The sequence below is a fragment of the Rhizobium indicum genome (genome assembly GCF_005862305.2).
Lineage (GTDB): Bacteria > Pseudomonadota > Alphaproteobacteria > Rhizobiales > Rhizobiaceae > Rhizobium > Rhizobium indicum.
The window spans coordinates 15,199-37,558 of record NZ_CP054025.1 but is presented as its reverse complement, the minus strand read 5'-3'; the positions used below and the strand labels follow the sequence as shown (position 1 = coordinate 37,558).

The 22,360-nt window shown below is 61.7% G+C and carries 21 protein-coding genes and 1 pseudogene; 15 read left to right on the top strand and 7 right to left on the bottom strand.

What is annotated here, in order from left to right; translation table 11 throughout:
* Nucleotides 1-19: 19 nt before the first annotated feature.
* The 3 genes from FFM53_RS36745 to FFM53_RS33525 form a co-directional block, all read right to left on the bottom strand.
* Nucleotides 20-421 carry a hypothetical protein gene (locus tag FFM53_RS36745; RefSeq protein WP_246413404.1) on the bottom strand — a complete coding sequence of 134 codons (402 nt, stop codon included), beginning with the start codon at nucleotides 419-421 and terminating at the stop codon, nucleotides 20-22.
* 16 nt (nucleotides 422-437) lie between these two features.
* On the bottom strand, nucleotides 438-791 hold the full coding sequence (locus FFM53_RS36740; RefSeq protein ID WP_246413402.1) for a hypothetical protein: 354 nt from the start codon (nucleotides 789-791) through the stop codon (nucleotides 438-440).
* Nucleotides 792-1,046: 255 nt separating this feature from the next.
* A complete protein-coding gene (locus tag FFM53_RS33525; RefSeq protein ID WP_138390069.1) occupies nucleotides 1,047-1,976 on the bottom strand; it encodes a LysR family transcriptional regulator in 930 nt (309 codons plus the stop codon).
* Between the two features lie 72 nt (nucleotides 1,977-2,048).
* Between FFM53_RS33525 and FFM53_RS33520 the strand changes: the two genes are divergently transcribed.
* From FFM53_RS33520 to glpK, 10 genes are all read left to right on the top strand, one after another.
* The gene (locus FFM53_RS33520) at nucleotides 2,049-2,966 is read left to right on the top strand and encodes a DMT family transporter (RefSeq protein WP_020047587.1); all 918 of its coding nucleotides are present in this window, start codon (nucleotides 2,049-2,051) and stop codon (nucleotides 2,964-2,966) included.
* A gap of 97 nt (nucleotides 2,967-3,063) precedes the next feature.
* Entirely contained in the window at nucleotides 3,064-3,837 is a 774-nt protein-coding gene (locus FFM53_RS33515) for a DeoR/GlpR family DNA-binding transcription regulator (protein ID WP_003549541.1), read from the top strand.
* Nucleotides 3,838-3,957: 120 nt separating this feature from the next.
* Nucleotides 3,958-5,472, top strand: coding sequence for a glycerol-3-phosphate dehydrogenase (gene glpD, locus FFM53_RS33510; RefSeq protein WP_138334284.1), 1,515 nt, complete (start codon nucleotides 3,958-3,960; stop codon nucleotides 5,470-5,472).
* 41 nt (nucleotides 5,473-5,513) lie between these two features.
* On the top strand, nucleotides 5,514-6,590 hold the full coding sequence (locus FFM53_RS33505; RefSeq protein WP_138334283.1) for an ABC transporter ATP-binding protein: 1,077 nt from the start codon (nucleotides 5,514-5,516) through the stop codon (nucleotides 6,588-6,590).
* A gap of 9 nt (nucleotides 6,591-6,599) precedes the next feature.
* Nucleotides 6,600-7,670 carry an ABC transporter ATP-binding protein gene (locus FFM53_RS33500; protein WP_138390001.1) on the top strand — a complete coding sequence of 357 codons (1,071 nt, stop codon included), beginning with the start codon at nucleotides 6,600-6,602 and terminating at the stop codon, nucleotides 7,668-7,670.
* 3 nt (nucleotides 7,671-7,673) lie between these two features.
* Nucleotides 7,674-8,540, top strand: a complete 867-nt coding sequence (locus tag FFM53_RS33495) for a carbohydrate ABC transporter permease (protein ID WP_138334281.1) — start codon at nucleotides 7,674-7,676, stop codon at nucleotides 8,538-8,540.
* 15 nt (nucleotides 8,541-8,555) lie between these two features.
* Nucleotides 8,556-9,377: a carbohydrate ABC transporter permease gene (locus tag FFM53_RS33490; RefSeq protein WP_138334280.1), complete on the top strand. Its 822-nt coding sequence runs from the start codon at nucleotides 8,556-8,558 to the stop codon at nucleotides 9,375-9,377.
* A 13-nt stretch (nucleotides 9,378-9,390) separates the two neighbouring features.
* The gene (locus FFM53_RS33485; RefSeq protein ID WP_003549529.1) at nucleotides 9,391-9,672 is read left to right on the top strand and encodes a DUF2160 domain-containing protein; all 282 of its coding nucleotides are present in this window, start codon (nucleotides 9,391-9,393) and stop codon (nucleotides 9,670-9,672) included.
* 77 nt (nucleotides 9,673-9,749) lie between these two features.
* Nucleotides 9,750-11,474, top strand: coding sequence for an ABC transporter substrate-binding protein (locus FFM53_RS33480; RefSeq protein ID WP_011649612.1), 1,725 nt, complete (start codon nucleotides 9,750-9,752; stop codon nucleotides 11,472-11,474).
* 150 nt (nucleotides 11,475-11,624) lie between these two features.
* A complete protein-coding gene (gene glpK / locus FFM53_RS33475; protein WP_138390002.1) occupies nucleotides 11,625-13,127 on the top strand; it encodes a glycerol kinase GlpK in 1,503 nt (500 codons plus the stop codon).
* Between the two features lie 38 nt (nucleotides 13,128-13,165).
* On the opposite strand, the gene FFM53_RS33470 is transcribed toward glpK, so the two are convergent.
* The 4 genes from FFM53_RS33470 to FFM53_RS33455 form a co-directional block, all read right to left on the bottom strand.
* A complete protein-coding gene (locus FFM53_RS33470) occupies nucleotides 13,166-14,167 on the bottom strand; it encodes an ABC transporter permease (RefSeq protein ID WP_138390003.1) in 1,002 nt (333 codons plus the stop codon).
* A 1-nt stretch (nucleotide 14,168) separates the two neighbouring features.
* The gene (locus FFM53_RS33465) at nucleotides 14,169-15,188 is read right to left on the bottom strand and encodes an ABC transporter permease (RefSeq protein ID WP_138334277.1); all 1,020 of its coding nucleotides are present in this window, start codon (nucleotides 15,186-15,188) and stop codon (nucleotides 14,169-14,171) included.
* Nucleotides 15,178-16,728, bottom strand: coding sequence for a sugar ABC transporter ATP-binding protein (locus FFM53_RS33460; protein ID WP_138334276.1), 1,551 nt, complete (start codon nucleotides 16,726-16,728; stop codon nucleotides 15,178-15,180). Before FFM53_RS33460 ends, FFM53_RS33465 begins: the two co-directional genes overlap by 11 nt.
* Nucleotides 16,729-16,793: 65 nt before the next feature.
* Nucleotides 16,794-17,807: a sugar ABC transporter substrate-binding protein gene (locus FFM53_RS33455; RefSeq protein ID WP_138390004.1), complete on the bottom strand. Its 1,014-nt coding sequence runs from the start codon at nucleotides 17,805-17,807 to the stop codon at nucleotides 16,794-16,796.
* Between the two features lie 317 nt (nucleotides 17,808-18,124).
* Here FFM53_RS33455 and FFM53_RS33450 point away from each other — a divergent pair.
* The 5 genes and pseudogenes from FFM53_RS33450 to FFM53_RS33430 all read left to right on the top strand — a co-directional run bounded on the left by FFM53_RS33450 (nucleotide 18,125) and on the right by FFM53_RS33430 (nucleotide 22,298).
* Nucleotides 18,125-19,089, top strand: a pseudogene (locus FFM53_RS33450) (helix-turn-helix domain-containing protein).
* 107 nt (nucleotides 19,090-19,196) lie between these two features.
* Nucleotides 19,197-19,634 carry a VOC family protein gene (locus FFM53_RS33445; protein ID WP_138390006.1) on the top strand — a complete coding sequence of 146 codons (438 nt, stop codon included), beginning with the start codon at nucleotides 19,197-19,199 and terminating at the stop codon, nucleotides 19,632-19,634.
* A 53-nt stretch (nucleotides 19,635-19,687) separates the two neighbouring features.
* A complete protein-coding gene (locus tag FFM53_RS33440; protein WP_138390007.1) occupies nucleotides 19,688-20,734 on the top strand; it encodes an ABC transporter substrate-binding protein in 1,047 nt (348 codons plus the stop codon).
* A gap of 8 nt (nucleotides 20,735-20,742) precedes the next feature.
* A complete protein-coding gene (locus FFM53_RS33435; protein ID WP_138334271.1) occupies nucleotides 20,743-21,531 on the top strand; it encodes an ABC transporter ATP-binding protein in 789 nt (262 codons plus the stop codon).
* Nucleotides 21,528-22,298, top strand: coding sequence for an ABC transporter permease (locus FFM53_RS33430; protein ID WP_138334270.1), 771 nt, complete (start codon nucleotides 21,528-21,530; stop codon nucleotides 22,296-22,298). Before FFM53_RS33435 ends, FFM53_RS33430 begins: the two co-directional genes overlap by 4 nt.
* The last annotated feature ends 62 nt before the right edge of the window (nucleotides 22,299-22,360 follow it).

Below are 22,360 nucleotides of genomic sequence, written 5' to 3'. Positions count from 1 at the left end.
AACAAATAGAGAAAGACCCTTAGGAACCGTCGTCAGGTAGCCAAATCCTCAGTTTGCCGACTGACCTGAAGCCCAGCTTTGTCATTTCGTTTAGCGTTGCGCCACTGTCATAGCCGACTAGCGGCACTTCGGGTGAAAAGGCGATAGTGGCCAACGACATGGCATCCCTGAAGGCCTGCAGCGCACCAGTCAAGTTAAAGATATTGGAGATCCCTACAGCCGCGGTTGATCGATTTACGATGCAGCCCGCATCAAAACCGTCGCCGGCCCATCGGCCATAGATATGTATGTTGGGATCGGAAAGCAGGGCCGGTGTGAAGACGTTGGCATCGGTCTGGCTACCAGACGCTTTCCAGGAATGTTCCCAGCGCTCCAGTGCCGCTGCATCGCGAATGCGTGCCCAATCCTGAGGCGCACGCACTGAAATTCCGCGAGGTTCAGCCCAAATCCATGATGCGGAAAACAACAACTGGAACCCTTTGTTGACGAGATCGAGCCTGGAAAACCCCGTCTTTGAAACCAGGTCGCCGTCCTAGCCGATCTGTCAGCCGACCGATTTCAATCAGCTGTTCCTCTGTTGCATCCGGGTCGAGTGTCGTCATGTTGGAATAGTAGGGGGGTGCGATCGCATCGCTTGACCAAAATGCACTGGTTCGCTGATCAGGCAGTCCATGGGCACGGAACATCGCCTGATACAGGTCTGCATTGTTAGCGGCACAAATGCGCGCTTTTTCTGCATCGGATCGTACCGTGTGTTTCGGGATACTGCTTTGCGAGGAGTTGCGTATCATAAGAAAATCCAGTTGCTCGGAGCGTCTGACACCTAGCCGGTGCATCCGCGATAGAGAGTTGAGCGGCTAGGCCAAGTTGCATCGCAGTTTCCGACGGCGAAGTTCCAGCACTAAAAAGCTTCACAGCGGCCTCGACTTTCTTGGTATCGAGTGGCTGGCGCCGCGGTTCTTTCCCTTGGCCTGCGCATCGGCGATGCCGTCGTTTGTCTGCTCTGAGATCAACTGGCTCGATCTAGCGCGGGCCGTCCGATCCGCCTACGCTTTCGCTCGTCCGGGTGCGATAAAAGTAGCGATCGTCGTCTCGTCATGGCCGGCCTCGCGCAGGAAGCGGCTGGCGAATTCGATGGCAGGGCTTCTCAGGGCCTCGTCCGGTCTAATCAGGTGAAAGGCCACATGGTAATCGAGCGTCCGCTCGGATACGGCGACGACGCGCCCGGTGGCCAGCGCGGCATCCGACAGCGGCGGCCGCGCGAGCGCGATTCCGAGGCCCTGGGCGCAGGCATCGATCACCAGATTGTAGTCCTCGAAGCGCCGGTCATGGCCGCGCGGTATATAGTCGACGCCCTCACGGGAGAGCCAGCGCCGCCAGCCTTCAATATTCGAATCGTGCAGGATCGGCAGATCGAGCAGCGACAAGGCATCGGAACGCTGCCCGAGCCGCTCCGCCAGCGCCGGTGCGGCGATCGGAAACGACTTCTCCTGCCAGAGCGGCAGGGCGCGCACGCCGGCCCATGGTCCCTTGCCGCAGCGAATGGCAAGATCCGTGCCTTCGCCAAAATCCGCCAGCCGGTGTTCGAGCGTCAGCTCGACATGCAGCTCGTTTCCTTCGAGCTTCGGCAGGCGTTGAAACAGCCATAGCGAGGCGACAGAGGGCGTCACCGAAAGGCGCACCACCGCCTTGTTGCGGCGAGGCAGCCAGCGTTCGCCGCTATTGCCGAGCAGCGTAAGTGCTTCTTCCGCCCGCGCGAAAAACCGCATGCCTTCCGGCGTCAGGCGCACGCCTCGGGCTTCGCGGGCAAACAGGCGCACGCCCATCCAGCGCTCCAGGCGCGAGACCTGCCGCGACACTGCGCCGTGGGTGATGCCGCTTTCCTCGGCCGCAGCCGAAAACGATCCGAGCCGGGCGGCGCGGGCAAAGGTCTCGAGCGTATCGAGCGGTGGAAGCACTGGCGAGCTGTGAACCATACGCACATTTGATCATCGATTGCGATGCTTTTCAAGCACGCATCGAAGGCCTAATCACTGTCGCAGGAACATATGGAGGCGAAAATGAGCATGGCGGCAAGCGTACCGGTTTCGACGAAACAGCAAGGCGGGTTCGATTTGGTGGCCTTTGCGGCGATCGTCGTCACCATCCTCTCCTGGGCTTCCTCCTTCGTGGTGATCCGCATCTGTCTCGGACCACTGACGCCGATCGAACTGGCGACGGCGCGCTATGTGGCAGCCGGCGTCATCGCCCTCGTCTATCTCGTCATCTATCGGCCGATGCCGGAAAAACGCGATTTTTTCCGCCTCTCCGTTGCCGCCGTGCTCTTCATCGCCGCCTATGCGGTTCTGCTGAACACCGGCGAGCAGACCGTTGCGGCAGGACCGGCGAGCTTCATCATCAACACCATGCCCGTCTTCACCGCCCTCATTGCCACATTCGCGCTCGGCGAGCGCTTCGGCCGCTGGGGCTGGGTGGGCACCGCGGTTTCCTTTGGCGGCGTGGCGCTGATTGCGGTCGCTTCCGACGGCGGCTTCAAGCTCGATCCGAATGCCGTCCTCATCCTTGGCGCAGCGCTCTGCTCGGCGATCGCCAGCGTGCTGCAGAAGCCGCTGCTCGGGCGCTTGCCGGCGCTTGCCGTCACTGCATGGATCCTGCTCATCGGTTCCGTGCCGCTGTTTCCGGCCGTCCCGGCGACGATTCAGGCGCTGGCCGCCGCACCGGCGGAGGTGAACTGGGGCGTTGCCTATCTCGTTATCTTTCCGACCGCGATCGGCTACCTCACCTGGGCAATCGCCCTGAAGCGGCTGACGGCCGCCCGTGCCTCGAATTTCCTCTACGGCGTTCCCCCGGTCGCCACGCTGATCGGGTTCGTCTGGCTGGGCGAAACGCCGACGGCGTTGGGCGCGGTCGGTGGCGTCATGGCAATCCTCGGCGTGCTCGTCGTCAACGTGATGCGGAAGCGGTAGCGTCGAATTCAGGCCGTGAAGGCGGCCTGGTAACAGTTAGGCATTGCGCAGCCGTTCGCTTTCTTTAAAACGAAAGCAGATCGAAAGGCGCGCGCTCATGTTCTTGACCGACCGGCAAACTGAAATCGTGGCGATTGCGAAGTCGAGCGGCAGGGTGCTGGTCGAGGAGCTCGCCTCCCGCTTTTCGGTGACGCCGCAGACGATCCGCAAGGACCTCAACGATCTCTGTGATGCGCAGGTGCTGACACGCATCCATGGCGGCGCCACATTCCCGAGCGGGACGGAGAACGTCAAATACGAAGCACGCCGCCAGATCGCCGCTTCCGAGAAACAGGCGATCGGCATTGCCGCGGTCGAGCTGATCCCGAGCGGGGCCTCGCTCTTCATCAATATCGGAACGACGACCGAGGCGGTGGGCGAGGCGCTCGCCGACCATCACGAGCTGATGGTCATCACCAATAATATCAATGTTGCCAATAGGTTACGTCTTTTCCCGGCGATCGAGGTCGTCATTGCCGGCGGCGTCGTGCGGGGTTCGGACGGCGGGATTGTCGGCGAGGCGGCCGTCGATTTCATCCGCCAGTTCAAGGTCGACTACGCCGTGATCGGCGCGTCGGCGATCGATATCGACGGCGCGCTTCTCGACTATGATTTTCGCGAAGTGAAGGTCGCCCAGGCCATCATCGCCAATGCCCGACATGTCATTCTCGTTGCCGATTCGACGAAGTTCGAACGCACCGCACCAGTCAGGATCGGCCAGCTTTCCCAGGTTCATACCTTCATCACCGATCACTGTCCGGTGCCGTCGATCCGCAATCTCTGCCTCGAAAACAATGTGAAACTGATCGAAACGAACGGCAGATTTCGCTAGACAGCGGTCCCTCGCAAACATTCGTTTGACATTCGTATTCCTTTCGTTTTAACTGTTGTTACTTTCGCAATTGCGCAAGTTTTGTGCGATGCGAAATCGACGGCGGGCTCGGAGGGGGAATTGGGCCGAAATATTCACGACATATTCGTCATCGGTGGCGGCATCAACGGCTGCGGCATTGCGCGCGACGCCGTCGGGCGCGGTTATTCGGTGGCGCTGGCGGAAATGAACGATTTCGCCTCGGGTACCTCGTCGGGCGCCACCAAGCTGATCCATGGCGGCCTGCGTTATCTCGAGCATTACGAGTTCCGCCTAGTGCGTGAATCGCTGATGGAGCGCGAGATCCTCTGGGCGATGGCGCCGCACATCATCTGGCCGCTGCGTTTCGTACTGCCCTACCACAAGGGCGGTATCCGTCCGGCCTGGCTGATCCGGCTTGGCCTCTTCCTTTACGATCATCTCGGCGGTCGCAAGCTGCTGCCGCCGACAGCCGTGCTCGACATGCGCCGCGATCCGGCCGGCAAGCCGCTGAAGGCGCTGTTTTCCAAGGCCTTCGAATATTCCGACGGCTGGGTCGACGATGCCCGCATGGTGGTGCTGAACGCCCGCGATGCCGCCGACAAGGGCGCGCTGATCATGCCGCGCACCAAGGTGGTGTCGGCAAGGCGCGAGAATGGCCTGTGGCATATCGAGACCACCGATACCCTCACCGGTCGCAATGACAACCATCAAGCCCGCATGTTGGTCAATGCCGCCGGTCCCTGGGTCGACCATGTCATTCGTTCCGCCATCGGCCAGAACGAAGCCCATCATGTCCGCCTCGTCCAGGGCAGCCATATCGTCGTGAAGAAGAAATTCGACGATGTGAGAGCCTATTTCTTCCAGAATCCCGATAACCGCATCATCTTCGCCATCCCCTACGAGGGCGACTTCACTCTGATCGGCACCACGGATCGCGACTATACCGCCGATCCCCGGGATGTCCGGATCTCCGAGGAGGAGACCATCTATCTCTGCAATGCAGCGTCTGAATATTTCAAGGAGCCGGTCAGGCCGGAGGATATCGTCTGGACCTATTCTGCGGTCAGGCCACTTTATGATGATGGCGCCTCGAAGGCGCAGGAGGCGACGCGTGACTATGTGCTGAAGCTGGAAGGCGAAGGTGCCGCTGCGCCTCTGCTCAACGTCTTCGGCGGCAAGCTCACCACCTATCGCCGGCTTTCCGAACATGCGCTGGAGAAGATCGGTGCTTCGATCGGCGCCAAAGGCGCCCCGTGGACGGCCAAAAGCCATCTGCCGGGCGGCGACTTCGCGGTCAGGGGTTACGAAGCGGAGGTCGCCAAGCTGAAGCGGCGTTATTCGTTCCTCGCCGATCGGCATGCCCGCCGGCTGGTGCGCCGCTATGGCACCAGGGCCGAGGCGCTGCTTGGCGATGCCAGCGGCATCGACGATCTCGGACGGCTGTTCGGCGGCGATCTCTACGAGGCAGAGGTCACCTATCTCGTCGAACATGAATGGGCCCGGCACGCCGAAGACGTGCTGTGGAGGAGAACAAAGGATGGTCTGCGCCTTTCGAAGGAGCAGGCCCAGTCACTGGAGGAGTACATGGCTGCCATGCCGGCGATGGCCGGGTAGGAGTCATGTGGTCCCCGATGCGTGGAGGCACGGGAATCGGAATGCTGGAACTGCGAAACGCTGCCAAGATGGTGGGCGCGGACTATCATATCTATCCGACCGATCTGGTTCTCGAGCGAGGCACGCTGAACGTCCTGCTCGGGCCGACGCTCGCGGGTAAGACCTCTCTGATGCGGCTGATGGCGGGGCTTGACCGGCCGACCGGCGGCTCGATCCATTTCGACGGCACTGACGTCACCGGCATGCCGGTGCAGAAGCGCAACGTCGCCATGGTCTACCAGCAATTCATCAACTATCCGGCACTGACCGTCTACAACAACATCGCCTCGCCGATGCGCATATCGGGCAAGGATGCCGCCACGATCGACCGTGAGGTGCGCAAGGCGGCCGAGCTGCTGAAGCTCACGCCCTATCTCGACCGCACCCCGCTCAATCTGTCCGGCGGCCAGCAGCAGCGCACGGCGCTCGCGCGCGCACTCGTCAAGAATGCCAGCCTCGTGCTGATGGACGAGCCGCTCGCCAATCTCGATTACAAGCTGCGCGAGGAACTGCGCGAGGAACTGCCGAAGATCTTTGCCCAATCCGGCGCGATCTTCGTCTATGCGACGACCGAGCCTTCCGAGGCGCTCCTGCTTGGCGGCAACACGGCAACGCTGAACCAGGGCCGGGTGACCCAGTTCGGGCCGACGATCGAGGTTTATCGCCGACCCGTCAATCTCGCCACCGCCGGCATTTTCGCCGATCCGCCGCTGAACACCCTCGACGTCACGAAATCCGGCAATGTGTTCACGCGTCCGAGCGGGGTCACGATCTCGGTTCCCTCGCATCTGGCCGTCGTGCCAGATGGTCCCGTCACCATCGCTTTCCACCCGCATCATCTCGGCCTTGCGCCGCAGACCGGCGATGCGGCCCGCCTGCAGGCGCGCACGCTGGTTTCCGAGATCACCGGCTCCGAGAGCTTCGTTCACCTGGAATATGACGGTGTGCGCTGGGTGATGCTGGCGCATGGCATTCACGACATCGATCCCGACATGGAGGTCGAAGCTTTTCTCGACACCCGCCACCTGATGGCCTTCGGCAGCGACGGCCGCGCCATCGCTGCGGCCGGAAAGGTATAGGAGAGCACAATGGCACGCATCACGCTCGACCATATCCGCCACGCCTACGGCGCCAATCCGAAGTCCGACAAGGATTATTCCCTGAAGGAAGTCGACCACGAATGGAACGATGGCGGCGCCTATGCGCTGCTCGGTCCTTCCGGCTGTGGCAAGACCACGCTGCTCAACATCATCTCCGGCCTGCTGCAGCCCTCACATGGCCGCATCCTGTTCGACGGCAACGATGTCACGAACCTTTCGACGCAGAGCCGTAACATCGCCCAGGTCTTCCAGTTTCCCGTCATCTACGACACGATGACCGTGTACGACAATCTCGCCTTTCCTCTGCGCAACCGCGGCGTGGCCGAGGCGGATGTCGACCGGCGTGTCCGCGACATCCTCGAAATGATCGATCTTGCCGGCTGGGCCAGGCGCAAGGCGCAGGGCCTGACGGCCGACCAGAAGCAGAAGATCTCGCTCGGCCGCGGACTGGTGCGCAACGACGTCAACGCCATCCTGTTCGACGAGCCGCTGACCGTCATCGATCCGCATATGAAATGGGTGCTGCGCTCGCAGCTGAAGCGGCTGCACAAGCAGTTCGGCTTCACCATGGTCTATGTCACCCACGACCAGACGGAAGCACTGACCTTCGCCGAAAAGGTGGTCGTCATGTATGACGGCCAGATCGTCCAGATCGGCACGCCGGCCGAGCTCTTCGAGCGGCCGAGCCACACCTTCGTCGGTTACTTCATCGGTTCGCCGGGTATGAATTTCATGCCAGCGACAATCGAGGGCAGCGCGGTCAAGGTCGGAGACGAGACGCTGACGCTCGATTACGCGCCGAAGACATCAGGCACGGTCAAAACCGAACTCGGCATCCGCCCCGAATTCATTCGCCTGGGACGGGAGGGCATGCCGGTCACCGTCAGCAAGGTCGAGGATATCGGCCGGCAGAAGATCGTGCGCGCCCGCTTTGCCGGCCAGCCGATCGCCATCGTCGTGCCTGAAGACGCCGACATTCCCGCGGATGCCCGCGTCACCTTCGATCCGTCCGCCATCAGCATCTACGCCGACAGTTGGCGTGTCGGCAGGGAGGCCTGAGCCATGCAGAAGACGTGGAATAACAAAGCCTGGTTTCTGGTCCTGCCGGTGCTGCTGCTCGTGGCGTTTTCGGCCGTCATCCCGCTGATGACCGTCGTCAACTATTCGGTGCAGGATACGTTCGGCAACAACGAGTTCTTCTGGGCTGGTACCGACTGGTTCGTCCAGACCCTGCATTCCGACCGCTTCTGGGAATCGCTGCAGCGCAATCTGCTGTTCTCCTTCATCATCCTGGCGCTGGAGATTCCGCTTGGCATCTTCATCGCGCTCAACATGCCGAAATCAGGACCGGGCGTTCCCGTCTGCCTGGTGCTGATGGCGCTGCCGCTGCTCATTCCGTGGAACGTCGTCGGCACCATCTGGCAGGTCTTCGGACGCGTCGATATCGGCCTGCTCGGCCACACCCTCGAAGCGATCGGCCTCGACTATAATTATGTCCGCGATCCGATCGATGCCTGGGTGACCGTCATCGTCATGGACGTCTGGCACTGGACAAGCCTCGTCGTGCTGCTTTGCTATGCCGGCCTGGTCTCGATCCCGGATGCCTATTACCAGGCGGCCAAGATCGATGGCGCCTCGCGCTGGTCGGTCTTCCGCTACATTCAGCTGCCGAAGATGAAGCGGGTGCTGCTGATCGCCGTCCTCCTGCGCTTCATGGACAGTTTCATGATCTATACCGAGCCTTTCGTCGTCACCGGCGGCGGGCCTGGCAACTCGACGACCTTCCTTTCCATCGACCTCGTGAAGACGGCAGTCGGCCAGTTCGATCTTGGCCCGGCGGCGGCAATGTCGATCATCTACTTCCTCATCATCCTGCTGCTCTCATGGGTGTTCTACACCGTGATGACCAGCAGCGACGACGCGAGCTGAAAGGGAGGGCGAGATATGAGCAACAAATACAAACCTGCAGGCAGCCTCTCCTGGCTCGTTCCGACGATCTACATCGTCTTCCTGATCCTGCCGATCTACTGGCTCGTCAATATGAGCTTCAAGGAGAATTCGGAGATCACCGGCGCTTTCTCGCTCTGGCCGACGAACCCGACGCTGCGCAACTACACGGTCATCTTCACCGATCCATCCTGGTATAACGGCTATATCAACTCGATCATCTATGTGGTGATGAACACGGTGATCTCGGTCGCGGCGGCGCTGCCGGCAGCCTATGCCTTCTCGCGCTACCGCTTCCTCGGCGACAAGCACCTGTTCTTCTGGCTGCTGACCAACCGCATGGCGCCGCCGGCGGTCTTCGCGCTGCCGTTCTTCCAGCTCTATTCGGCCTTCGGCCTGATCGACACGCACATCGCCGTGGCCCTTGCCCACTGCCTGTTCAACGTGCCGCTCGCCGTCTGGATCCTCGAAGGTTTCATGTCCGGTGTGCCGAAGGAGATCGACGAAACCGCCTATATCGACGGTTATTCCTTCCCGCGTTTCTTCATCAAGATCTTCATTCCGCTGATTGCGAGCGGCGTCGGGGTCGCGGGCTTCTTCTGCTTCATGTTCTCGTGGGTCGAGCTGCTGCTGGCCCGCACGCTGACGACGACGGCGGCAAAGCCGATCTCGGCGATCATGACGCGAACGGTCTCCGCCTCGGGCATGGACTGGGGCGTGCTGGCGGCGGCTGGCGTGCTCACCATCATTCCGGGCGCGCTCGTCATCTATTTCGTCCGCAACTACATCGCCAAGGGCTTCGCGCTCGGGCGCGTTTGAGGAGGAGACGGTCATGAATTTTTCCTGGATGGCCTGGACGCTGCCGACGACGCTGTTCTTCCTGACGATCCTGGCGCTTCTGATCGCCATGAGCGTCTGGGAATATTTTTCGCCGGGCGGCTCGCCGCGCACGGGCGTGCTGCGGTTCGAGACGACGCGCGGCGACCGGCTCTTCATTTCGCTGCTGGGCAGCGCTTTCATTCATCTTGCATGGCTTGGGCTCGGTGGGCCCAACCTGTGGTGGGCTCTTGCCATCTCCGTGGTCTACGCCATCGGCGTCTTCCGCTACGTGTGACGGCAAGGAGAAGACAGATGGCCGGGGGTACTGGCCGCCTGAGACGTAACTGCAATCGCAAACCCTGGGAGGATATTATGCGAAGGCACTTATTGACGACGACAGCAGGCTTGCTGCTGGCAATGACAGCTTCGGCCTATGCCGGCATGGACGAGGCCAAGACGTTCCTCGACAAGGAAGTCGGCGATCTCTCGACGCTTCCACGCGCCGACCAGGAAAAGGAAATGCAGTGGTTCGTTGATGCTGCGAAGCCTTTCGCCGGCATGGACATCAAGGTTGTGTCCGAAACGATCACGACCCATGAATACGAATCGAAGGTGCTGGCGCCCGCCTTCACGGCGATCACCGGCATCAAAATCACTCACGACCTCATCGGCGAAGGCGACGTGGTCGAGAAGCTGCAGACGCAGATGCAGTCCGGCGAAAACATCTATGACGCCTATATCAACGATAGCGACCTGATCGGCACCCATTGGCGCTATCAGCAGGCGCGCTCGCTGACCGACTGGATGGCCAACGAAGGCAAGGATGTCACCAATCCCGGCCTCGACATCGACGACTTCATCGGCAAGTCCTTCACCACGGCGCCTGACGGCAAGCTCTACCAGCTGCCTGACCAGCAGTTCGCGAACCTCTACTGGTTCCGTTACGACTGGTTCAACGACGAGAAGAACAAGGCGGACTTCAAGGCGAAGTACGGCTACGATCTCGGCGTGCCGGTCAACTGGTCGGCCTATGAGGATATTGCCGAGTTCTTCACCGGCCGCGAGATCGACGGCAAGAAGGTCTTCGGTCATATGGACTACGGCAAGAAGGACCCATCGCTCGGATGGCGCTTCACCGATGCCTGGCTGTCGATGGCCGGCAACGGCGACAAGGGCATTCCGAACGGCAAGCCCGTCGATGAATGGGGCATCAAGGTCGACGAGAACTCCCGTCCGGTCGGCTCGTGCGTGGCGCGCGGCGGCGATACCAACGGCCCTGCCGCGGTCTATTCCATCCAGAAATATCTGGATTGGATGAAGGCCTATGCACCGGCTGCCGCCCAGGGCATGACCTTCTCCGAATCCGGCCCGGTCCCGTCGCAGGGTGAAGTCGCCCAGCAGATGTTCACCTACACGGCCTTCACCGCCGACTTCGTCAAGGAAGGCCTGCCGGTCGTCAACGCGGACGGCACGCCGAAATGGCGTTTCGCACCGAGCCCGCATGGCGTCTACTGGAAGGACGGCATGAAGCTCGGCTATCAGGACGCCGGTTCGTGGACGCTGATGAAGTCCACGCCTGACGACCGCGCCAAGGCGGCCTGGCTCTATGCGCAGTTCGTCACCTCGAAGACTGTCGACGTGAAGAAGAGCCATATGGGTCTGACCTTCATTCGCCAGTCGACGCTGGATCACAAGTCCTTCACCGATCGTGCGCCGAAACTCGGCGGTCTGATCGAATTCTATCGTTCGCCGGCCCGCCTTCAGTGGTCGCCGACCGGTACGAACGTTCCTGACTATCCGAAGCTCGCTCAGCTTTGGTGGCAGGCGATTGGCGATGCTTCTTCCGGCGCCAAGACGGCACAGGAAGCGATGGACTCGCTTTGCTCCGAGCAGGAAAAGGTGCTGCAGCGCCTGGAACGCGCCAAGGTCCAGGGCGACATCGGCCCGAAACTCGCCGAGGAGCATGATCTCGCTTATTGGAACGCGGATGCGGTGAAGAACGGCAACCTTGCCCCGCAGTTGAAGATCGAGAACGAGAAGGACAAGCCGGTCACTGTCAACTACGACGAACTCGTCAAGAGCTGGCAGAAGAAGTAAGGCGGACCCGGCCGGAGGCGACGAGGCTTCCGGCCATCACTTCCTGCCACCGGCAGCAAGCCGGTGGCACCCACAATCTTTCTCTCATGAAACGTCCGCGTCCTGCTGTCCTCTGCAGGCGGAGCGGCTTCGTGCGAGCCGGAGACGGATATGAGCGGCTATATTCTTTCAATCGACCAGGGCACGACGTCGTCGCGCGCCATCATCTTCGATGGCGACATGAAAATGGCCGGCTCGGCGCAGGCGGAGATCACCCAATATTATCCGCAGCCTGGATGGGTGGAGCACGACGCCGCCGAAATCTGGCAGTCCGTCGTCGACACAGTGCGTAAGGCGATTGTCGATGCTGGACTTGATGCGGCCGACATTGCCGCGATCGGCATCACCAACCAGCGCGAGACGGCGGTCGTCTGGGACCGCGGGTCAGGAAAACCGCTTCACCGCGCGATCGTCTGGCAGGACAGGCGCACCGCAGAAATGTGCGAGAGCCTGAAGGCAGACGGCTACGAGAAGCTGTTCAGCGCCAAGACAGGGCTGCTGCTCGACCCCTATTTCTCCGGAACGAAGCTGCGCTGGCTGCTCGACAATGTCGATGGCCTGCGTGAGAAGGCCGAGGCCGGCGATGTCTGCTTCGGCACGATCGACAGCTGGCTGATCTACAATCTGACTGATGGGCGCGTGCATGCCACCGATGCGACCAATGCATCGAGGACTCTGCTCTACAATATCGACGACGGTGCCTGGGACGAGGAACTTCTCGGCATTCTCCGCATTCCGGCCGCCATGCTTCCTGAGGTCAGGGAATGCGCCGATGATTTCGGCCGCGTCGACAAGGCTCTGTTCGGCGCGGAACTTCCGATCCTCGGGGTCGCCGGCGACCAGCAGGCAGCGGCCGTGGGCAATGCCTGCTTCGAGCCCGGCATGATGAAATCCACCTACGGCACCGGCTGCTTTGCCCTGTTGAACACCGGCCGGGATCGTGTTTCCTCCTCCAACCGGATGCTGACGACGATCGCCTGCCGGCTCGACGGCGAGACGACCTATGCGCTCGAGGGCTCGATCTTCATCGCCGGTGCTGCCGTGCAATGGCTGCGCGACGGCCTCGGCATCATCGGCCAGGCATCCGAGGCAGGAGTGCTTGCCGCCAAGGCCGATCCCGGACAGCAGGTCTATATCGTCCCAGCCTTCACCGGCCTCGGCGCGCCCTACTGGGATCCAGCGGCGCGCGGCGCGATCTTCGGCCTGACGCGAAACAGCGGGCCGGCGGAATTTGCCCGCGCCGTGCTTGAATCCGTCGCCTACCAGACGCTCGACCTGCTGGTGGCGATGAAGAAAGACTGGGGCGCCAACCAGCTGGAAACCGTGTTGCGCGTCGATGGTGGCATGGCGGATTCGGATTGGACCATGCAGTGCCTGGCCGACATGACGGGAAACCCTGTCGATCGCTCGGCGATCCGCGAGACGACAGCGCTGGGCGCAGCCTGGCTTGCCGGCTCGAAAGCCGGCATCTGGCCCGGCAAGCGGGATTTTGCGAAAGCCTGGGCCTGCGACCGCCGCTTCAGCCCTTCAATGGATGAGACCGAGCGGCAGGGCAAGATCATCGGCTGGAAGAATGCCGTATCCAGAATGATTTCGGACGCCTCGGCGGGATAGAACCGCTTCCGAGGATACCACCGCAGTTGCGACTTCTCTTAAGCGGCGCCGGCGGTCTTTCTGTTGATGAAGCTCAGGGCGAGCACGGCGAAGATCAACGTTCCCGTGCCGACCTGCTGCCAGTAGAAGTTCAGATCGGTCAGCAGCAGGCCATTGGCGACGATGCTGAGCAGCAGCGCCCCGAGAACGGTCCCGCCGACATTCGGCCGCCCGAGTGGGCTGAGCGTCGTGCCGATGAAGGTCGCGCCGATTGCATTCAGCAGGAAGGCATTGCCCGAGGAGGGAATGTAGGTGGTGACGGTTGCGGTCAGGATCAGGCCGGCGATTGCCGCGATCAACCCGACCAGGATGAAAGTCACCGCGACATGGGCCGGCGCGGCGATGCCGGAATAGCGCACGACCCCCGGCTGGATGCCGATCGACAGGATGACGCGGCCGAAACGCGTGCGGGCAAAAACGACCGCAGCGGCTACAATGACGACAATGGCAGCGGCAAGCGGCACCGGGAAGCCGGCGATCGTGCCATGGCCGAGAAAACGGAAGGCTTCCGGCACGCCGTTCGGCGGCAGATAGACCGGATTGCCGCCATTGGTCAGCAGCTGCTGAACGCTGCGGCCGATGAACAGCGTGCCGAGCGTGGCGAGGAATGGCGACACGCCGATCCCTGAAATCAGCAGCGCGTTGAAGGCACCGACGAACGCTCCGGCGGCCAGTCCCGCGAGTGCGGCGACTGCCACCGGCTGCCCGGCGAGGACGAGCGAAACGAAGGCGAAACTGGCGAAATCCATCGCCGTTCCCACCGAAAGATCGATGCCGCCCGACCCGACGGCGAAGGTCATGGCGACGGAGACGATGGCAAGCAGCGTGAAATTGTTGACCAGGATGCTCTGCAGGTTCGCAGGCGTCAGGAATGTCGGCGTTGCCACGGAAAAGGCGGCAAATACCGCAACCAGGGCGAGGATCAGCCCATAGCGCACCAGGCCGCCAGCGATAAGACGCGGCAAGCCGATGCTGGCGAGGGGAGGGGTCTGGAGCGACATGTCAGGCCTCCTGTCGGCGCAGCAGCGTGGTTGCGGAAACGACGATGAGAATGAGCACACCCTGGACGCCGCTGACCAGCGTGCTCGAAATGTTCAGCAGCTGGAAACCGTTGACCAGGAAGCCGACCAAAAGGGCCGAAAGCAGCGTCCCGGTGATCGTCGGAACCAGCCGGCGCGAAAAGACCGAGCCGAGCAGGGCCGTCACGACGACGGGCAACAGCATCTCGCCGGCGCCGGTCGTGCTGCCGCTCAGATAGGAAACCGACAGGATGCCGGCGATCCCGCCGGAGACGCCGCTGGCGACGAAGGCGCCGGCGAGCAGCCGGCGAAGCGGCAGGCCGGCGGCACGCGCCGCATCCGGGAACTCACCGACGGCATAGAGACGCAGGCCGAGCGGGGTATATTGCACGATCGCCGTGGTGATCGCCGTGAAGCCGAGGAGCACATAGGCAAGAACCGGGATGCCGAAAGGATCCGAGGCCGAGAGCGCCGATAGGAAAGGTGTCGAGGCCGGCAGGACGGTATTGCCGGTCAGCACCAACTCCAGGCCGGCGACGACATTCATGACGGCAAGCGTGGCCAGCAGCGGCACGATGCCGGCATAGACGACGGCGATTGCATTGACCGAGCCGATCAGGGCGCCGGTCAAGATTGTCGCGGCAATCGCCGTCGCATCTCCGTAGCCGAGTTGCGTCAGGCTCGCATAGACGGCGGCGCTGAGACCCATATTGGCAGCGAGCGACAGGTCGATGCCACCGGTGACGACATTGGAGCCGCCTGCGATCAGCACGATCGTCAACCCGATGGCAAGCACGCCTGAGATGGCCGATTGACCGAGCACGTTGCCGATATTGCCGATGCTGAGAAAATAGGGTGCGGTCAGCGAGAAGATGATCAGAATGGCGGCGAAAGCGATCAGCGATCCGAAGCGCAATGCCGCAGCGGCAATATTGCCGGCCGGCCGGGGCGGCGGTTCCGCAGCGGAAAAACCGGAAGGCGCGAATTCCACTTCAGCCGACATGGCGTTGTCCTTCGGATGATCCGGTCGATTGAGCGAGCACCGCATCTGCCGTGGTCTCCGACGAGATGAATTCCCGCGCCACGCGGCCGCGGAAGAGCACCAGGATGCGATCGGTGATGCCGATCAGTTCGGGCAGATCCGAAGACAGCACGATGACGCCGGCGCCGCGCGCCGCCAGTTCGCCGATCAGCGTATAGATCTCGACCTTGGAGCCGATATCGACGCCGACAGTTGGTTCGTCGAGGAGATAGACCTCGGAGCGGCGGCTCAGCCACTTGGCGATGGCGATCTTCTGCTGGTTGCCGCCCGAAAGCGTGCGCAGCAGGGCATCGCGGCCATTGGTCTTCACCTGCAGCCGCGTAATCAGACCGTCGACTTCTCTCTGTTCGCGTCTGCGATCAAGAAAGCCGAAACGCGTGAAGCGGCCAAGGCTCGAAAGGCTGATATTTTCCGCGACGCTGAGGTCGAGCGCGACGCCGTGGCGACGCCGATCTTCCGGCACCAGGGCGATCTCGCGGCCGGCTGCCTGGGTGGGATTGGTGAAACGGGCAGCCTTGCCGCTGATCTCGATATGGCCGGAAGCCGGGGTCTCCAGACCGAAGAGAGCGCGGACCAGCTCCTTTGCGCCGGAGCCGAGCAGGCCGGTGAGGCCGAGCACCTCGCCGCGGCGAAGCGTGAAACTCACGTCGCTATATTTCCCCGGCGCCGACAGCTGCTCGACCTTGAGGATGTCTTCGCCCGGCGTCACTTCCGGCTTTGGAAACATCTCCTTGATGTCGCGTTCGACCATCAGCCGCGCAATCGCGCCGGCCGAGGTGTCGCCGATCGGCAGGGAGGCGACGTCCAGCCCGTTGCGCAGCACGGTGACGTGGTCGCAGAGCTCTTCGATTTCGTTCAGGTAATGCGAGATATAGATGATGGTGACGCCTTCGTCGCGCAGACGGCGGATCAGCCGGAAGAGGATATCGGCCTCGCGGCGCACCAATGCGGCCGTCGGCTCGTCGAAGACGAGCACCTTTGGCTGATTGAGGAGGGCGCGGGTGATTTGCACGATCTGCTTTTCGGCGGTCGACAATTCGCCGATCAAGGCGGCGTTCGGCAACCGGATGCCGAAATAGTCGTTGAGAATGTCAGATGCGCGGCGCTGCATCAGTCGCCGGTCGAGGAACGGTGTGCCCGCGATGCGTGGTTCCCGGCCAAGGAACAGGGCTTCGCCGACGGTGAAGGTCGGCACCAGCAGCCGGTCCTGGTGAATGAAGTGGATGCCGAGCTCTTCGGCAAGATGCGGCGTCAGCCTGTCGAATGTTTGCCCTTCGATCTCGATGCGGCCGCCATCCGGCTGGTGAAGACCTGCCAGCAGCTTGATCAGCGTCGACTTGCCGGCGCCGTTCTGACCGACGAGACCGTGGATGGTGCCGCGCCTGACGATCAGCGACGCACCGGCAAGCGCCTGCGCGCCGCCGAAATGCTTGACGATGCCTTCAAAGCGGATGATGTCGTCGCGTGCCGTCACCGGCTGCTTCAACGAAATGGCCGTCATGTCGATCTCTCCGGGCGAGCAGATTCCGAGCGATGCGGCGATGATCGGATCGCTCGGGTTCAATGTCAGCCGATGCCGAGCTTCTTGGTGACTTCGCCGACATTGGTCTTGTTGGCGAGCAGTGCCGGAACATAGGTCTCGCGCGGTAGTGTCTGGCCGGCGAGCAGCTTGGCGACGTTGCGAATGGCGGTGCGGCCGATTTCCGCCGGCTGCTGGGCGACATCGGCGCCAGCCGGCGAATTCGGATCGGCGATGAGCTGCAGCACTTCCGGGCTGCCATCGACGCCGTAGGTGCGGATCTCTGTCCGCCCGGCTGCCGCCAAGGCCTGGGTCGCGCCAAGCTGCGGAATGTCCCAAGCTGACCAGATCGCCTTGATCGACCCCTTTTCCCGATATTTGTTGAGGATGGCCGTGATCTGCGTGAAGGCGTCCTGCACGGTATTCGGGATGACGTCGCGCAGTTCCGGCTGGAGGATTTTCACCTTCGGGAAATATTTGACGACATTAACCAACTGGTCGTAGCGGATCGCGCAGGGGGTTACGCCGTAGAAGCCGTTGAAGACGACGATATTGCCTTCGCCGCCGATATCGGAGACGAGCTGCAGCGCCAGATCCTTGCCGATGCCCCAGTTATCGGAGGTGGTGTTGTTGATCGAATTGGTCGAACCGACGTCGACGGTCAGAACCGGGATCCCGGCATCGCGCGCCTTCTTCAGCCAGGGATCGATGACGCTGAGCGTGCCCAGGATTTGAACGATTGCATCCGGCTTCTGGGCGATCAGCGTCTGCAACTGCGAGACCAGCTTGCCGTCGTTGCGTCCGGCATCGACGGCGATCGGCTCGCCGCCGAGGCGCTTTACCTCCTCGATCTGGGCATTATAGGCCTGCAGATCGAAGAAGTGATCGGTGCCGGTTGCGCTGATGGCGATGCGCTTGCCTTTCAGCGACAGTTCTTCGCCGGCGGCAAAAGCCGGCTTCTGCCCGATGAGGGATGCACCGGCGACGGCGACCCCGGCCGCGGCAGACAGTTTCAGCAGATCTCGCCTTCCGAGACCCTTTTCAGACTTTTCGATACTCATCGCAATTTCTCTCCAATTAATTATGTCTATAGATTAAATGGATTAATGCCGGTGGATAGGAACGAATTTCCAAAAGAACGATCTCCGGGGGAAAAGAGTGGATGGAGCGAAAGCTCATCCCTGGCTGCGATTTCCCGCGAGCGGGAATGATTTCGGAGGCTTGGCGGTTTTCAGAGCGGTCAGATGAGTCTGCAGCCACCGATCAAGAAGAATATGCACTGCATAATTCTTGCGCATGCGACCAAATTTGCCGAAGGTGAACTCCTGCTAGGCCGCGGTGCCGCGTGGCGCGACAGCAGGCGTAAAGTCACGATTTCATGGGCACCGTCGGGTTTTATGCTGCGACGTTGATATCTAGCGCGAAGCTTCGCTCCACTTGGCGCGCAACTTGCTTCTCCCCTGCCGGGAGAATGAAACAATGCCCGATATCGATCCGCAGATTTTCTCAATAAGCCGGCCATCCCTCGGAGGCTACAAGGCCTTCGTTCAACGCGACATGATCGTCGAGACCTATCGCAGCGCCGCGGGGCAAATGGTTTCGAGGGGCTCCCTTCATAGAATTTCGATCAACCGCACGGCGCACGGCAAATATGCCTATCGGCTTGAAAGCGGGGCATTCCGCAAGGTTGAGAGGCCGCCGTTCACCCTGGGATTTCAACCGGCCGCCACGGTCCTCGAAGTCGAGGGCGATGCGGCGGATTATATCTCGATCTTCCAGTCACCTGCGCTTTACAGCGGCATCGGGGGCTCTCGCTTCGATCCCGAGCATTGGGATAGTGACGCGCTCAGCGCGACGACTGATCCGACAACGCTGCAGGTCGCGCTCTCCCTCGCATTTGCCGCCGAGAAGACCGGGCGCGACGACCTGCTTTTGATGCAGCATCTGGGGATGGCGCTCGCCTGCTGCGTCGTAAAACTGCTGGGCGCCAAACCTGAAACCGGCGATCGTCCGCTGACATCGGACAATCTCCGGCGTGTGATCGATTACATCGAGAACCTGCTTGGCAAATCCGATCTGAGTGTCGAGGAGCTGGCCGGGGTGGCCCATATGAGCCCCTTTCACTTCAGCCGGGAATTCAAACGGGCGGCGGGTTTGGCGCCGCATCGCTTCGTTCTCGAACGCAGGATCGAACGAGCACGGCTTTACCTCGCCGATGGCAAGGAGACGCTCGCAAACATCGCTTATGCCACGGGCTTTTCAAGCCAGGCGCATTTCTCCAGCGTCTTTCGCCGTCTGATGGGGGCGTCCCCGAAAGAATACCAGCGTTCGGTCCGTCTTTGAGCCGGCTCTTGCCGATGACAGATCAGCAGCTTTGCGAAAGACAACCGCACGAATTTGAAATCTCTTGAGGCTGCGGTCTGCGAGGCTTTTCCCATCAGGAGGCCCATATGACCGCTTTTGCCCAAACCAATCCGATTACCGACATTTGCTTCCTGGTCGAGGATATCGACAAAGCATCGGCTTTCTATGTCGAGCGTCTTGGCTTCAAACCGCGCCGCCGTGCTCCCGGCTTTGCCGATTTTAAAGGGGCGGGCGTGACGCTGGCGCTCTGGGAGATCGAGCATATCGCCGAGAATACCGGTGTCTCAAGCCGCCGTGCCCCTCCAGGTGCGCACAAGGCCTGCGCAGCCCTCGAACTCGCCTCGCCAGAGCAGGTCGATGCTGCCTATGCGGAGCTGAAAGCTGCGGGCGTGCTCTTCCATGCGCCGCCGCAGGACTATGTCTGGAACGCGCGATGCGTCTATTTCGCCGATCCTGACGACAATCTCTGGGAAATCTATGCGTGGTCCGCAGGCGGCCCGATCGGTGACATCGACCCGCAATAGCGAGCGCAATCGGCCGGTCGTCCAAAAATCCAACAAGGGGAAAGGCAAGCAAAATGAGCGGGGATGACAAACAAATCGTGGTCGGCAGGCGTACCGTCCTGAAGGGCGGAGCCTTTGCCCTTGCTGCAGCGACGGCAGGGATCAGCGTGTTCGTGCCGCGTCACTCCAAAGCCGCCGCATCCAAGGTCGTCATCAAATATGACTGGCTGATGAGCAACGGACAGATCGGCGATATCGTCGCAGTCAAGCAGGGCCTGTTCCAGGCCGAGGGTCTCGATGTCGAGTTTTCCCCCGGCGGTCCCAATTCTGCAACGGTGCCGCCCGTGATCACGGGTGATGCGCAGCTCGGCCAATTCTCGGATTCGGCACAGCTTCTTCTAGCCCGTTCATCCGGCGTGCCGATCAAGATCTTCGCCTGCGGTTTCCGCATGGCGCCTTTCGCCTTTTATTCGCTGCCCAAGGCGCCGATCCGCACCGTCAAGGATATGATCGGCAAGCGCATCGGCATCCAGCCGACGGCCCGTTATGTGCTCGATGCCATCCTGCTGAAGAACAATATCGATCCCTCGAGCCTGACCATCACCAATATCGGCTTCGACATGACGCCGCTGATGACCGGCCAGGTCGATGCCGTCACCGGATGGATCACCAACACGCAGGCCCTTTCCATCATCGGCCCCGACCGCATCGATCTGATGATGAAGGATACGGGCCTGCCCTCCTACGCCAACGTCTATTTTGCCACCGACGATGCCGTGAGCGGCCATGCCGAGACACTGGCAAAGGTGCTGCGTGCCGTCGCCAAGGGCTGGGCCTGGACGCATGAACATCCTGAAGAGGCAGTCAAACTGACGGTGGAAGCCTATCCGCAGCTCGATCTTGCCGTAGAGCTGAAGACGGTGTCGCGCATCCTGTCGCTGAGCTTTGACACGGCGACCGGTAGGGATGGCTGGGGCAGCTTCGATCCGGCCGCGCTTGCCGAGCAGATTTCCGTCTACGACAAAATCGGTCAGTTCAAGAGCGGCGCGCCGAAGCTGGAGGATTGCTATACGACTGAGATACTCGACATGACGGCGGACGACCGTCCGAAGATTGCGTGAGAGCGGATTTGCCTGAAGCAGCGGCCATCGAAACCAAGGATCTGGCTGTCGGCTATGCCGGCACCGCCGAGACGACCCGCATTCTGTCCGGCGTCGATCTCAGCGTCGGCAGGGGCGAGTTTCTGACCATTCTCGGTCCTTCCGGCTGTGGCAAGTCGACCTTGCTGCGTGCGGTGGCGGATCTTCTCCCGCCGCTCGACGGGCGGCTGTCGGTGCTCGGCAGGACAGCCTCGGAGGCGCGCCGGCGGCGCGAGGTCGCCTTCGTCTTTCAGGACGCAACGCTGCTGCCGTGGCGGACTGTGAGGGAGAATGTCGCGCTGCCGCTGCAGGTGGGGAAGAACAGCGTCTCGCGATCGGTCGATCCGCGGCCCGACCACTGGATCGAACTGGTCGGCCTGTCGCATCTGGCCGACCGCTATCCGCATCAATTGTCCGGGGGCCAGCGCCAACGCGTCGCCATAGCGCGCGCGCTTCAATGCGAGCCGGATATCCTGCTCATGGACGAACCCTTCGGTGCGCTCGACGAGATCACCCGTGAACGACTGAACGACGAGCTTCTGGACGTCTGGCGCCGGACCGGCACGACCATCCTGTTCGTCACCCACAGCGTCGTCGAGGCGATCTATCTCGGCGGACGCGTGCTGGTCCTGGCGGCCAATCCGGGCCGCGTCCAGGCGCTGATCGACCTTGCACCGCTGAAAGACGAGCGTGGGCTCTGTCGGCGCGAGAGTCTCGATGTCCAGGAGACCGCCGCCCATCTGCGCCAATTGTTGCAGCAGGGGAGTTCGGCTGCATGACGCACCGTCCGCTATCCCTCACCGAGGCGATCAGCCTTCCTGTGATCGGTGCCCTTTCGCTGCTCCTCGCCTGGCAATGGCTGGTGCCGGCCCTCGGCGTTCCGTCCTATATCGTTCCAACGCCGCTGGCGATCCTGCGTACGCTTGGCATCGAATGGCGCTTCCTGCTGTCGAACGCCGTCCCGACATGGGGTGAGGCGGGCCTCGGCTTCCTCCTGGGCAATAGTCTCGCTGTGATCCTGGCGGTTGCCTTTGTCTATAATCCGCGGTTCCAGGCCGCCTATTTTCCCGTTGTCCTGCTCTTCAACACCATCCCGGTGCTGGCGCTCGCGCCGATTATCATCCTCATCTTCGGCCTCGGCATGCTGCCAAAGGTCATCATCGCCGCTCTGATCTGCTTCTTCCCAACCCTGGTGAATACGGCCCGGGGCCTCAATCTGGCGACTGCGAGCGAGCTTGACCTGATGCATGTGCTTTCGGCGAGCCGGTGGGAGACGTTCTGGCGCCTGCGCGCCCCACGGTCTGCCCCCTTGCTCTTTGCGTCGCTGCGCATTTCGGCAACCACCTGTGTGATCGGCGCGATTGTCGGGGAGTGGATCGGTTCGAACCAGGGGCTGGGCGCCGTCATCATCCAGTCGACATTCAACTATCAGGCGGAAAGGCTCTTTGCCGCCGTCGTGCTCGCCTCTTTCTCCGGCATCGTCTTTTTTGCCGCTGTTGCCCAGATCGAGCGGATTTTCCGTCGGCTGCAGCCGGGGCAGAGCTGAAAGCGTTCAATGCGGGCGCCGAAACGCTGACGCTTTCCAGGATATGACAAGGCCCCCGGATG